The organism is Nocardia sp. NPDC102475 (genome assembly GCF_055584605.1).
This window is the reverse complement of record NZ_JBVJLS010000002.1, coordinates 317,276-330,793: the sequence shown is the minus strand read 5'-3', so window position 1 is coordinate 330,793 and position 13,518 is coordinate 317,276. Positions and strand designations below refer to the sequence as shown.

Annotated in this window: 12 protein-coding genes; 6 read left to right on the top strand and 6 right to left on the bottom strand. The window is 66.7% G+C overall.

What is annotated here, in order from left to right; translation table 11 throughout:
* Positions 1-15: 15 nt before the first annotated feature.
* A complete protein-coding gene (locus tag ACZ60G_RS04750; RefSeq protein WP_063046804.1) occupies positions 16-804 on the top strand; it encodes an aquaporin in 789 nt (262 codons plus the stop codon).
* A 6-nt stretch (positions 805-810) separates the two neighbouring features.
* On the opposite strand, the gene ACZ60G_RS04745 is transcribed toward ACZ60G_RS04750, so the two are convergent.
* The gene (locus tag ACZ60G_RS04745; RefSeq protein WP_387290927.1) at positions 811-1,389 is read right to left on the bottom strand and encodes a type II toxin-antitoxin system PemK/MazF family toxin; all 579 of its coding nucleotides are present in this window, start codon (positions 1,387-1,389) and stop codon (positions 811-813) included.
* 72 nt (positions 1,390-1,461) lie between these two features.
* The gene (locus ACZ60G_RS04740; RefSeq protein ID WP_465807309.1) at positions 1,462-2,190 is read right to left on the bottom strand and encodes a hypothetical protein; all 729 of its coding nucleotides are present in this window, start codon (positions 2,188-2,190) and stop codon (positions 1,462-1,464) included.
* 65 nt (positions 2,191-2,255) lie between these two features.
* Here ACZ60G_RS04740 and ACZ60G_RS04735 point away from each other — a divergent pair, with 65 nt between their 5' ends.
* From ACZ60G_RS04735 to ACZ60G_RS04725, 3 genes are all read left to right on the top strand, one after another.
* Positions 2,256-2,909, top strand: coding sequence for a DUF6304 family protein (locus tag ACZ60G_RS04735; protein WP_465807307.1), 654 nt, complete (start codon positions 2,256-2,258; stop codon positions 2,907-2,909).
* Positions 2,910-2,995: 86 nt separating this feature from the next.
* Entirely contained in the window at positions 2,996-4,858 is a 1,863-nt protein-coding gene (lepA, locus tag ACZ60G_RS04730; protein WP_465807306.1) for a translation elongation factor 4, read from the top strand.
* Positions 4,859-4,964: 106 nt separating this feature from the next.
* A complete protein-coding gene (locus ACZ60G_RS04725) occupies positions 4,965-5,573 on the top strand; it encodes a Uma2 family endonuclease (protein WP_465807304.1) in 609 nt (202 codons plus the stop codon).
* A 3-nt stretch (positions 5,574-5,576) separates the two neighbouring features.
* Here ACZ60G_RS04725 and ACZ60G_RS04720 read toward each other — a convergent pair whose 3' ends face one another.
* The 3 genes from ACZ60G_RS04720 to ACZ60G_RS04710 form a co-directional block, all read right to left on the bottom strand.
* Positions 5,577-7,169: a sensor histidine kinase gene (locus ACZ60G_RS04720; protein ID WP_465807302.1), complete on the bottom strand. Its 1,593-nt coding sequence runs from the start codon at positions 7,167-7,169 to the stop codon at positions 5,577-5,579.
* A 109-nt stretch (positions 7,170-7,278) separates the two neighbouring features.
* A complete protein-coding gene (locus tag ACZ60G_RS04715; protein WP_465807300.1) occupies positions 7,279-7,974 on the bottom strand; it encodes a response regulator transcription factor in 696 nt (231 codons plus the stop codon).
* Positions 7,975-8,000: 26 nt separating this feature from the next.
* Positions 8,001-8,378 (bottom strand): hypothetical protein, encoded by a 378-nt coding sequence (locus tag ACZ60G_RS04710; RefSeq protein ID WP_465807299.1) that lies wholly within the window; start codon positions 8,376-8,378, stop codon positions 8,001-8,003.
* A 415-nt stretch (positions 8,379-8,793) separates the two neighbouring features.
* Here ACZ60G_RS04710 and ACZ60G_RS04705 point away from each other — a divergent pair, with 415 nt between their 5' ends.
* Entirely contained in the window at positions 8,794-11,037 is a 2,244-nt protein-coding gene (locus ACZ60G_RS04705; protein ID WP_465807297.1) for a hypothetical protein, read from the top strand.
* Positions 11,038-11,122: 85 nt separating this feature from the next.
* Positions 11,123-12,922 carry a P-loop NTPase family protein gene (locus ACZ60G_RS04700; RefSeq protein WP_465807295.1) on the top strand — a complete coding sequence of 600 codons (1,800 nt, stop codon included), beginning with the start codon at positions 11,123-11,125 and terminating at the stop codon, positions 12,920-12,922.
* Positions 12,923-13,178: 256 nt separating this feature from the next.
* Here ACZ60G_RS04700 and ACZ60G_RS04695 read toward each other — a convergent pair whose 3' ends face one another.
* Entirely contained in the window at positions 13,179-13,466 is a 288-nt protein-coding gene (locus tag ACZ60G_RS04695; protein WP_465807293.1) for a hypothetical protein, read from the bottom strand.
* Positions 13,467-13,518 lie beyond the last annotated feature (52 nt).

Here is a 13,518-nt window from a genome sequence, read left to right as displayed (position 1 = left end):
CGGAAGGTGGCGCGTATGTCTCCCACTGCTCAGGAAGTCGTCGAGGAAGTCACCGAACTGGAGCCGACGCCGGAGGCCAAGAAGTGGGCCGCCGAGGCGCTCGGCACATTTGTTCTGGTCATGAGCGGTGTCGGCACCGCGGTACTGGCCGGTCAGCGCGTCGGGCCGCTGGGTGTGGCACTGGCCTTCGGCCTGTCTCTGCTGTTCCTGGTCTACGCGATCGGGCCGATCTCCGGCTGCCATGTGAATCCGGCCGTGACCCTCGGGCAGCTGCTGCTCGGCAGGCTTTCGGTGATCTCCGCGGTCGGCTATGTGATCGCGCAGCTGATCGGTGGATTCCTGGCCGGAATCGTGCTGTTCGCGATCGCGAAGAATCTGCCGTCCTACGATCGCGCGGTCGACGGGCTCGGGGCGAACGGCTGGGGTAAGCACAGTCCGTCCGCGGTGCGCGGTCCGCTCGGACAGGTGGTGATCGAGAACGGATACGGCCTGTCCGCGACGATCATCATCGAGGTCATGTTGACCGCGCTGCTGGTATTCGTGGTGCTGGCCTCCACGGACCAGATCTCCGATATTCCGCTGGCCGGCCTGTCGATCGGCGTCACGCTCGCGGTCATCCACCTGATCTCGATCCCGGTGGACAACACCTCGGTGAATCCGGCCCGCAGCCTCGCCGTCGCCTTCTATCAGAACGGTGCGGGACCCCAGGTCTGGGTCTTCGTGGTGTTCCCGCTCATCGGTGGCGTACTGGGCGCGCTGGTCTACGGTCTGCTCTTCGGCCGTTCCCGCGAAATGGTGTCCTGATTCCGGTCAGTGCCAGGCGTATTCGGCGCACAGGCGGTGGGCGACCAGGTCGAAGGTCTTGCGGGCGAGAATCGCGCCTTCGCGACGGATGCCGTCCTCCGGGACGTCGAGTACTCGATCGAGGCGGACCCAGCTCGGCCTGCCCTCGTGATCCCAACTGCCACTGCCGATTCCGACCCAGTCGCGGTCGTGCGCGCGCTCCGGATTCGACGACAGCATCAGCCCGAGCAGGGTCCGTCGGTCGCGCCCGACGACGAGCACCGGGCGGTCCTTGCCGTTATTCGGATCCTCCTCATAGGGCACCCAGGTCCACACGATCTCGCCCGGATCGGCCCGACCGTCCAGCTGCGGGCAGTAAACGATCTGCCTGGCCCGCTCGGCGGTCGGTACCGGGGTCGAGGCGGTCGGCCGGATCGCGACCGCGGGCGCCTTACGTGTCGCCAGCGACCCGACCGCGCGCTCGAGCAGCGATGAGCGCTGCAGCTTGTCCACCAGCTTCGGTCCCTGCTGCTTGACGATCTTGGGACCCTGCTCCTTCGCGATGAGGCCTAGCTGCTTGCCGATCGTGTTCCAAGTTCGGGCCATCATTGGATGGTAACGGCGCGATCTCGCGTTCTCATCAGCACTGCCTACCGCCCGGTAGGACGAGTTCGCGCATCACGCGCCGGTTCGCTGCTCGGTCCGTGTCGAAAACGGTTGCAGCACCGGATATCTGCTGGCGGAGACGGTATCGAGGTCGCGATCGGCGCCGATCCGCGCGACCGAGTCCAACATGCGCCGCACCCGATCCTGGAACTCGGCCGCGTCGCGCGCGCCGTACCAGACCAGCGGGTCGGTGAGCGCCGCGGCCGGAAACTGTTCCTCGACAATGGCATCGATGGCGGGCGCGTCCGAAGTGATCGCCCGGACCACCACGTTCTGCGTGTAGCCGAACGTCGACTGCGTCTCGATGGCCACGGCGGTGTGCCGTCCCTGCCAGTCACTCAGCCATTCCGCCTGTGTGAGTTCGGCGGGCTTGCGCAGGAAGGCGAGGTTGCCGAAGCCCTCGGTGCGGGTCGGGACCGAATCGTCGAGCCGCAGCGGCACCGACTCGGTCACCAGGTAGCCGTGTGCCGCGGTCGCGAATTCGGCGAGGATATCCGCCGCGGCCGTGGCCTCGGGACCGTAGCTCTGCTCGACCCAGACCGTGACCGCCGCGGCGATCGGCGGGTCGAGCGTCACCATTCGCATCAGCGCGGCCTGGACCGCCGCATCACGGACATAGACGGTGACACCCGCAACCCCGAGGTCGACCAGCTGTGCGGCCACGGTGGTGCGCAGCGATTCGCACCACGACTCGGTCGCCTCGGCATCGGATCGGCGCAGGACGAAAACCAATTTCTCCACCCGCCGAAAGTACGGCGAATTCTCCGTTAGAGTCGGGCAATTCGTCGTGGAAGAAGGATCCAGCTGTGCAGCCGCAGGTTTTTCCGGGAACCTACACCGACGATCACGGCACCGAGCACATCATGTGGCGGCTCGGACCATCGCGGCACTGGGGTGCGAACCGGTTCGATATCCGGACGGTGATCCGTGGCGTTCCGTTGGCGGGTCCAGACTTCGACGCGCTCGGCCCCTATGACAAGGGCGCCGCACTTCGGGTCGGACTGCCCGTCGACCAGTGGGATGTCCTTTCGGGCTGCGCATTCTCCGGCGAACTGCCCTGCTCGGTGCAGCTGCACGACCAGCGCCGACCCGGTGTGATCCAGTTCCGGCTGACACTGCCGCCCGGCGGGGCGGGTGAGTCGCTCGAACTCGCCATCGAGATCGACGGGCTGACCTACCAGGGCACCGACAGATACTTCGAGGATGCGCTGTTCCGGCTCGGACAACAGTTCCCGGACGACATCCGCCTGCTTTCCTGCATTACCTGCCTGTTCTCCGACTACTCGCCGTACGGCCACGGCCTCACCGGCATGTGGTGTCATCGCGATGCCAAGGACCAGTACCTCGCGGTCCGCACCAAGGACGACTATTTCGAGGTGCCGGTGACCGAGCAGGTACCCGAGACCTACCTGTGCGCCGACTACACGCTCCGCATCCCAGGCACCGGCTACCGCGGCTGAAAAGTGGTACGGACCGCGCAACGGTGAACCGCTGACAGTGCCGCTACCTCGCGCATGGGACGATGGACAGCAGTTTGCCGATACCCATGAGGAGTGGAGTGCCCGCCAGCTTCGCCGATACGACGTTCACCGATCCCGCCCGGATCCGGAACTTCTGCATCATCGCGCACATCGACCACGGCAAGTCGACGCTGGCCGACCGCATGCTGCAGCTCACCGGTGTGGTCGAGGAGCGGGCGATGCGCGCCCAGTACCTGGACCGGATGGACATCGAGCGCGAGCGCGGCATCACCATCAAGGCACAGAATGTGCGGCTGCCCTGGCAGGTCGACGGCACCGACTATGTGCTGCACCTGATCGATACGCCCGGCCACGTCGACTTCACCTACGAGGTGTCGCGCGCGCTCGAGGCGTGTGAGGGTGCGGTGCTGCTGGTCGACGCGGCACAGGGCATCGAGGCGCAGACGCTGGCGAATCTGTACCTGGCGCTGGACAAGGATTTGACGATCATCCCGGTGCTGAACAAGATCGACCTGCCCGCCGCCGATCCGGACCGCTACGCCGCCGAGATCGCACATATCGTCGGCTGCGAACCCGATGACGTGCTGCGGGTCTCCGGTAAGACCGGTGTCGGCGTCACGGAGCTGCTGAACGAAGTCATCAAGCAGGTGCCCGCGCCGGTCGGCGATCCGGACGCGCCCGCGCGCGCCATGATCTTCGACTCGGTCTACGACACCTATCGCGGCGTGGTCACCTACGTCCGCGTGGTGGACGGCAAGATCGTTCCGCGCGAGAAGATCAAGATGATGTCCACCGGCGCGACACACGAGTTGCTCGAGGTCGGCATCGTCTCCCCGGAGCCCAAGCCCACCCAGGGCCTCGGCGTCGGCGAGGTCGGTTATCTGATCACCGGCGTGAAGGATGTGCGCCAGTCGAAGGTCGGCGATACCGTGACCTCCGCGCGCGGCGGTGCGAGCGAACCGCTCACCGGCTATCGCGAGCCGCGCCCGATGGTGTACTCCGGTCTCTACCCGGTCGACGGCTCGGACTATCCGGACCTGCGCGACGCGCTCGACAAGCTCCAGCTCAACGACGCCGCGCTGACCTATGAGCCGGAGACCTCGGTGGCGCTCGGCTTCGGATTCCGCTGCGGCTTCCTCGGCCTGCTGCATATGGAGATCACCCGCGAGCGCCTGCAGCGCGAATTCGATCTGGACCTGATCTCGACCGCGCCCAACGTGGTCTACACGGTGGAGATGGAGGACGGGGCCGAGCACGTCGTCACCAATCCGTCGTACTGGCCCGAGGGCAAGGTCCGGCATGTGTACGAGCCGGTGGTCAAGTGCACCATCATCTCGCCCAGTGAATTCATCGGCTCGATCATGGAGCTGTGCCAGGCGCGGCGCGGTGAGCTCGGCGGCATGGACTATCTGTCCGAGACCCGAGTCGAGCTGCGCTACACCATGCCGATGGCCGAGATCATCTTCGACTTCTTCGATTCGCTGAAGTCGCGCACCCGCGGTTACGCCAGCCTCGACTACGAGGAGTCGGGTGTGCAGGAATCGGCACTGGTCAAGGTGGATATTCTGCTGCAGGGCGAAGCGGTGGACGCGTTCAGCGCGATCGTGCACCGCGACGCCGCCCAGGCCTACGGCCACAAGATGACCACCAAACTGCGCGAACTCATTCCGCGCCAGCAGTTCGAGGTGCCCATCCAGGCCGCCATCGGCTCGAAAATCATTGCCCGCGAGAACATTCGCGCCATCCGCAAGGACGTGCTCGCCAAGTGCTACGGCGGTGACATCAGCCGTAAGCGCAAACTGCTCGAGAAGCAGAAGGAGGGCAAGAAGCGCATGAAGACCATCGGTCGCGTGGAGGTCCCCCAGGAAGCCTTCGTAGCCGCCCTGTCGTCCGACGCGGCCTCCGACAAACCCAAGGGCCAGAAATAGGTTCGCCACTCCGGCGGTTGTCGCCGAACTGCGGGATAATGCCTCATAGGGAACGACTATGAGGCAGGATCCATTGTCTGGTGGGCAGAAACCGAGGAGGCGGGCTGTGACTGCGGTACATAAGGACCCGGCTCTTGCGTCGGAGGATGGTCCCATTTTTACAACCGAGTTCGAGTCGATCGCTCGCGCCGTCGAGCGCGAGACCGAAGGCGTGCAGGTTGAACTTATCGGCGGACGACTGGGGGTCAAACGAGTGCCCGATGGCGATCATGGCCGGATACTCAACTGGCTGCTCCTGCTGCTGCTGCCGTTGAACCCTGAGTTGTTTCTGCACGTCATCGGGCAGGGGTTGGCAGTTGGGTCTTATCGCAAGGGGCGAGCACGTCCGGACGGTATTCTGGCGCCCCCCGATTCATTCGCGGGGGCCGGTGAGTGGGCATCGCCTGACGCCGTAGTGATGGCAGTGGAGGTTACTTCACATGATTCGGACACCAATCAACGTGACCGAATCGAGAAGCCGCTCGCCTACGCGCAGGCTGGGATTCCGATCTATCTGCTCATCGATCGCGAGGCCGGCAAGATTGTCGTGCACAGCCAGCCGGACGAGGATGGCTATCAGGACTTGCATCGCTATCCATTCGGGAGCGCGGTGAGTCTCCCGGAGCCGGTGAGCATCACGTTCGATACCGAGTCGCTCAAAGATATGGGCGACTGAGCTTCAGCGGGGGTCCAAGGCGGCAATTCGGACGCGCAGGCGCACGCCGCCCAATGGGCTGGAGTCCAGTTCGGCTGTACCCGAATGGAGTTCGGCTTGCTGGCGGACCAGGGCCAAGCCCAGGCCGGAGCCGGGGGAGCCGGGGCCTTTGGCGAAGCGGTCGAAGGCAGTGGGGCGGAGGGCTTCGGGGATGCCGGTGCCGTCGTCGTCGATGATGATTTCGACAGCGGCGGAGTTGTTGCGGCGTGTGTTCGGATCGGCCGCGTGTACTTGGGTATTCGGACCGTCAGTGGTTGGACCGGTGGTGCTCGGAGGGGCGGAATCCGCAGTTGCCCCGGCGGGTTTCGCGTCGGAATCGCTCAGATCGCAGCGGCGCGCGGCGACCGTGATGGTGTGCGCGTGACCGTGCTGTACGGCGTTGGTGACCGCGTTGGTGACGATGAGCATGAGCCCGCCGGGCAGACCGGTCACCGTGGTCGGGGTGCACTCGGTGAGATCGATACTGACCTCGGGGTGTCTGCGGCGGGCGTCTTGCACTGCGCGGTCGAGGGTTTCGCAGAGTTCGAAGGGTTCGAAGGCGTCGGATTCGGTGAGTTCCCCGACGGCGAGTTGTTCCAGATCGGTCAGCGTGTTCTCGATCTGGCGCTCGGCCAGCAGGACGTCGGCGAGGACCGCGCGCCGCTGTTCGGGGGGTAATTCCTTGGTGGCCAAGACTTCCAGGTCGGTGCGCATCGCGGTGAGTGGTGTGCGCAGTTCATGGGCGCAGACCGCGGCGAAGTCCCTGGCACTGGCGAGCGCGCGATTGGTGGCGCCGTGCGCCGCCTCCAGCCGGGCGAGCATGCGGGTGATGGCGTCGGAGAGTTCTTCGGCCTCACGGGCTCCGCGGCCGCTCAGTGGCGGGAGCTGTTCGAGGGTGTCGATGCCGTGCGTCGCGGTGGCCAGTCTGCGCAGTGGCCGCGCGGCATAACCGGCCAGGAACCAGCCGAGCAGCGCGGCGAGCAGCACGCCCGCGATGCCGATCCCGACGCCGATCAGCTGGCTGCGGCGGATGGCCGAATCTACCAGTGCGCGATCGGGTTCGAGCCGCACTACTAAACCGGGCGCGCCTGCGACCGCGGTGCGGACATCACCGGGGCCCACGATCACCCGCCCAGGTAGGGAGGGATCTAGTTGGGGGAGGGGGATGTCGAGACCCAGTTGCGGGCCGGGGATTGCGGGACCGGGTTGCGGGGCTGGGATTGCGGGACCGGGTTGCGGGGCTGGGATTGCGGGACCGGGTTGCGGGGCTGGGATTGCGGGACCGGGTTGCCGGGTGGGGAGGGGCTGTGGTTCGGGGTCGGGATTCAGTTGGGGGGCGGGGAAGGGCGGTGGATCGAGAAGCGTCCGAATCACCACGTGCGGTGGCGTATCCAGCGGCGGTGCGATGGCGACGCCCATGGTCGAGACCGTCTCGTCGAACTGACGGGAACCGGTGGCGTCGAGCAGTGCCGTGTAGGCGATGCCGAGCGTGACCGCGACCAGCGCCGCGACCACTCCCGACACCAGCGCCACACGAGTGCGCAACGACAGGGACACTTTGCCTTTCGGAGACTTCACAGCCCGGCTCCACCCGACTCGTCGACGCTCGGGTCGTTGTGCTGGAACCGATGCCGATGCCGATACTCGCTCGCGATTCCTCTGCTCGCTCACGGTTCCTCCGTAACGCTCATGCTTCCTCCCGCAGTACGAATCCCACCCCGCGCACGGTGTGGATCACCCGAGATGCACCGTGCGCCTCCAACTTCCGCCGCAGATAGGAGACGAACACATCCACCACATTCGTGTCGGTGGTGAAGTCGTAACCCCAGACCGCGGAAAGGATCTGCTCGCGACTGAGCACGATCCCGATGTTCCCGGCGAGCAGTGCGAGCACCTCGAATTCCCGTTTGGTCAGCTCCACCTGCTGTCCGCTCGCGAACACCCGATGCCCGGCCCGATCGATGCGCACCTGTCCGACCTGGCGTTGGTCATCGCCGGACGGCCGGATCAGCGCGGGCCGACGGCGCAGCAACGCATGCAGGCGGGCGACGAGTTCGCCGAGGTCGAAGGGTTTGGTCAGGTAGTCATCGGCGCCGCGCTCCAGGGCCGCGATGCGATCGCTGACCGCGGTGCGGGCACTCAGCACGCAGATCGGAATGTCGTTGCCCATCGCGCGCAATGCCGTAACCACGCCCGCCCCATCGAGATTCGGCATATTCACATCGAGCACCATGGCGTCCGGGTCGGCGCTGTGGACCATCGATAGCGCCTCGGCGCCGTCTCCCGCGGTGACCACTTCGAAGTCCGAGAGTTCGAGCCCGCGCCGCAGCGACGCGAGAACTCGAACCTCGTCGTCAACGACCAAGATGCGTTGTCCGGTCATGGGGCCACCATAGAGCCGGACCTCGGTCAGCTGCCGCTACTGCCGGTCGGCGCCGGACGTGCGGGTTGGACATGCAAGACGCCGGGCCCACCAGGTGCGCCGGGCCGGCCAGGCGCCACGATGACCGGTCCGGACGGATCGATATCCGGGCAGCCCGGCAGCGCGAGGTCCGGCGGCAGCGGTGCCGCCGGAGCACCGGGCAGCCGACCCGGTCGCTCCATGATCACCACGTGGGGTTCGCCGGGGCCCTGCACCACGCATGTCACCGTCACGTCCCCGTCGCCAGGTAGCGGCGGCTGGGCGGAGGCGACTCCCGCGACCAGCGCCGCCGCGGTGGCGGCGAATGCGGTACCCGTGGCGATGGTGACAATGCGGGCTCGGCCGCGTCCGAGGGTTGCGGTCATGATGCGATCTCCTTCGCGTCGGTCCGGGTTCGTCCCGGCGAGACCGACGTTAGGGAGCCGAACTTCACCATCTCTTGAGCAATCATTAGAGATCTCTTGCGGCGCATCGAACTTCGGGCTGTACGCGTGGCCGCCGACGAGTTAGTCTCGTCGACACGGTTTCGGGGCCGCCGCGTGGCGCGGGCTCGGAACGCTCGAGCAGGTCCGATGGCAACACCGGCCCCGATTCGGATGCCCGCAGAAACAGGGCTTCCGTTCTGGTTTCTCCAATGGCAAGGTTATGTTGCTCGTCACAGTCGTATGCTCTGCGGACCTGCAGAATGTGACAGTTGGGTTTTCCGGAATATCGTTAGGTGATCTTCACTCGGTCTGCCCGGCGTGGTGAGGATGCTGGAAACCTGAGAGTGGAGCTTGCATGACGAGTGACCTGCCCTTCGACAGCGATGCCACCGACGCTGACGACCGTGCGGGCGACACCGCCTATCGCGTTGCCACCGGCGTCGCGCGGGTAGCGAGGGCGGGCGCGTATGTGACCGGCGGCGCGCTGGTCGCCGCCAATGGCGGTACCGCACCCGTACATCCCGGCGGGCAAAGGCTCGACAGCTGGACTTCGGCCTACACCCGCGACCCCGATGCGGATGCGCCGAGCCCCGTGGTCACTTTCCCGGATCCGGACCCGAATTCGACACCGCCCGCACCACTGCATTCGTCGACGCCGACCCCGCGCGATGTGAGCGTCAACGCGCCGTTCACCATTCCGAATGTGCCCAATTCGGGCGTGTACATCGGGCCTGTGCCGCAGCAGCATTCACCGCAACCATGGCAGAACACCGGGTACGGCAGCTATCAGCCCGGCCTGGCGCTCGGAACCGAGAGCGAACGGTCCGGACTCGATCTGCACAGCGACTCCCCGCAGTCCGGACTCGATCTCGGTACCGGACACGTGCCGGGCCTCGGTAACGTGCCCGGACTCGACTTCGGTCAGGGCGGCCACGGCTTCAACCTCCCCAGCCCGAACCTCCCCAGCCCGAACGGCTTCCTCGCTCCGGGTTCGAATCCCTTTACCCTGCCCCGTGTTCCGACGTCGGGCACGGCCATCAGCGAGTCGGTGAGCAGCGATGCCGAAAGCGCCGACGACGGCGATGCGGTCGCGAGCAACATCCCGTTCTACGGCGGCAACATGTTTCACAGCGGCGCGACCGGGGGCAGCGGTGAGCTGTTCCATGGCAACGACGCGTTCCATGGCAACGATGCGCTCCACGGTGGCGACGCATTCCACGGCGCCGACATGTACCACGGTGTCGGCAGCCCGGATGCTTTCGGCGTATTCATCAATGCCGAAGCCGGTTTCAGCGTGCACACCGAACTCCAAGTGGACTTCAGTGCCGGCCCGAACGGGGTGTACCTCGCCACGCAGTCCAAGATCGAGGTCGAGGGCGCGCTGAAGGTCGAGGTCGGCGCGGGCCGGGTCGGCGACAATATCGACAGGTACTCCGATTGGCTCGGCCAGACCCCCGGCACCACCGGACGTTCCGGCCTCGACAATGCCGGCCCGAACGGCACGGTCAACCCGGTCGGCACCCAGCCTGTGGGTGGATCCGTCCCGCAGTACTCGGCCGTGCAGCCCGTCGCGGTGCAGCCCGTGCAGCCGTTCGCGGCGCCGCTGCCCGCTCCGGCCGCGGCCGTCGCGCCCGCAGCGGTGGCCCCCGCGGTCGTCGCGCCCGCTGCGGTGGCAGCGCCGGTTGCGGCCACTCCGCTGCAGACCACGATTCAGCCGGATGTGGCGAGCACCCCGGTCGCCAACGTCCTTGTCGCCCCGGCGGGTCCGTCGCCGCTGACCGCGCCCGCCGCGACGGTGCCCGCGCTGTTCGAGCCGAGGCCCGTTCCGGCTAAGCATCCGGTCGTGGTCGACGATTCGTCTTCGACCACGACGCCGCTGACGAATACTCCGACCACCGTCACCAAGACGGTGCCGATCCCCGGCGACAACACCACCGGGCATCCGACCAAGACCCCCGATACGGGCAGCACCAAGCCCGGCCACCCTACTGTTCCGGACACGGATGCCACCGGGACGACGAAGATCCCGACGGCGACTCACGCGCCGACCACACAGGCTCCCACCACGCACGCGCCGACCCACACCGCGACGCCGACTATTCCGGACGACGACGATGTGACGATCCCGAGCACCGGCAACGGTGGCGGAACCAGCACAGGTCACAACGGCGGCACCACCCCGAGCACCGTCAACGGCGGCAACTCGGTCCCGAACACACACACCACCCAGCCGGACATCGACGACCCGACCGTGGACGTCCCGACCGTCTCGGTGCCGACGATGACCCACTCCGCACCGACGGTCCCGCCGACCCCTGATATCGATATCCCGACCGCGAATTCCCCGGCGCCGATCCCGACTCAGCAGCCGCACGTGCCCGCGCCGACGATGCCCGCACCGGTCACCCCGATGAAGCCGCCCGCGCACCCGATCGCCGCCGACCTCGGCGATCCGGCCGATTTCGCGCACCCGGTATACGAGCCCGATCACACGGCACTGACCCTCATGGCCGCCGGGCTGTCCACCCCGTTGCTGCCCGATCCGGGTGTGGACGACGGCCACCACTTCGTGGCGGGACTGGATATCACCCTGTTCTAGGAGCCGCACGGGGGTCGCGCGCATCCGTCGCGCCGGCGCATGTCATCGTCGAACGCGATATTCGTACGACAGTTAGGAGGAGCGGTTGTCTGCCGCAGCTGGGCTGGAGGCCGCCACGGTGAAACATCCGGCGGCGATGGCGCCAGTGATCGGAATTCTCGATCAACTGCAGGAGATGACCCGCTCCGCGGGCCGGCAAGACCTGGGTGGCCGACTGAGTATGGTCCGGGCCAGGGTCGGTGACACACGGCTGCGTCTCGTAGTCGTCGGCGCCGCGAAGAACGGTATGAGCACCTTGGTCAACGGTCTGATCGGGGCGCGGGTGAGCGCCACCGAGAGTGCGCTGAGCGTGCCGGTGATCGCGGAGTTCGGGCCGGAGCCGACCGCCGTACTGGTGAAATCGCTGGGCGCGGGCCGGATCGAACGCCAGCCCGTCGATCCGCTCGACCCCGGGCCCGCGCTGGCCGCCGACGGGGTGATCCGCGCCGAATTCACCGAGCCGAGCCCGCTGCTCGCCGAGGGCCTCGTCCTGATGGACGCACCGGGCGGCAACGGCGACGATCACACCACCTGGTCGATGATCGCCGCCGCGGATGCCGTGCTCTACGTCGGTGACGCCGGATCCGAGTTCAGTGCGGAACAGATCGGCTACCTCGAGCGCATCCAGCAGCTCTGTCCGACGGTCATCTGCGCGCTGAACAAGATCGACCTGCACCCGCACTGGCAGCACACCCAGCAGCGCAATCGCGAGCTATTGGACGCGGCTGGTCTCGGTTTCGCGGTGGCGCCGGTCTCCGCGCTGCTGCACCTGCAGGCGGGCAATTACCAGCGCGATATCGAATCCGGTGTGCCCCAACTGGTCGACCACCTGCGCGACTATGTGCTGGCAAGGGCCGACAGCCTGGTGCTGGAAGCCGCGGCCAACGACATCCGCCTGGTCACCGACCACCTGGCCGTGACCCTGCGGACCGAGGCCGAGGCGCTGCGCGATCCGCGCCGCCGGGTGGAGATCACCGAACAACTCGTCGCCGCCCGCGACCAGGCCGACCAACTGCGGCAGCGCTCGGCCAACTGGCAGGTCACCCTCGGTGACGGCAGTACCGAGCTGATGGCCGATATCGAACACGACCTGCGGCACCGGCTGCGCAGTCTGGTGCGCGATGCCGAGGCCGAGATCGCCAACACCGATCCGGCCCGCCGCTGGCAGGATTTCGGCGCGGATCTGGATGCGCGCATCTGCGAGGCCGTCGAAGAGAATTTCGTGGTGGCGCACTATCGGGCGGTGGAACTATCCGAACAGGTGGCCGCCAAATTCCCCGCCGATCACCGCACCCCGCCGCTACCGGACCTACGCCTGGAAAATCCTGGTGAAGTACTCGACCATGTCGCGCCGCTGGATCCGCTGACCAGCGGGAAAGCCGGTGTGCTCGGCCAATTTCTGACCGTCATGCGCGGGTCCTACGGTGGTCTGCTGATGGTCGGTGTGCTCACCAGTCTGCTGAAAATGCCACTGGTGAACTGGTATTCGGCCGCCGCCGCGCTGCTGCTCGGCGCCAATGCGCTGTGGGACGACCGCAAGGCGCGCAAGCAGCGCCGTCAGGCCGAGGCCAAGGTTTCGGTGGCCAGACTCATGGACGATGTGATCTTCCAGGTCGGTAAGGAATCGCGAAATCGGTTGCGCGCCATGCAGCGCACACTGCGCGACCACTTCACCGATATTGCCACCGATGTACTCCGCGCCACCGACGAACGGTTGCGCGTCGCGGAGGTGGCTTACGGGAAATACGGCGATCATCGTGAGGAACGCATCGCTGACCTGGATGTCCAACTCGGCCGGTTGCGCGGGCTGCGCGCCGAGGCAGATGGGATCAGCGCGGCCGCGTAAGCAAGTCGCGGCGCGCGCGTTGGCAGGACGCAGCGCAGCCGCGTGAGCAGATCGAGGGTGGCAGCACATCGGTACGACCGCACGCAATCCAGAGCGCGAGAAGGCTTCGTGATGGGCTGAGGTCGGCGAGCCCGCCTCGAGATCGGCAAAGAAGTCAACGACCGGTGCGGACGACTCGACTAGCGGGTGACGAGCCAGGCGATGACGACGAGCACGAGCAGGGCGATCAAGGCGAGCTGAACGCGGGAACGCGGCATCAACGTGCCCCGCTCTGCGCGGTCTCGCGCACCACCACCGGCGGTGCGATCGGCTCGGGCATCAGGACGGGCTCGGGGCCCACGACATCCTCGGCGGTGAGTGCGGTCGAGGTCGCGCGATTACGGCCGAGCAGTTGCAGCGAGACCCGCAGCAGCCGGTCCAGCAGGTAGGCGATGGCGAAGCTGACCGGAACCATGCCGACCAACACCACTATGAACTGCGGGATAAACGGCAATCCCGCGACCCACAGCTCGAAGCCGTCCCACCACCCTGCAATCTGATGCACGGCACCAGCCTAGCCGTGTTGAATTCGCCGCGCCGTCGGCACCGCGTGGGGG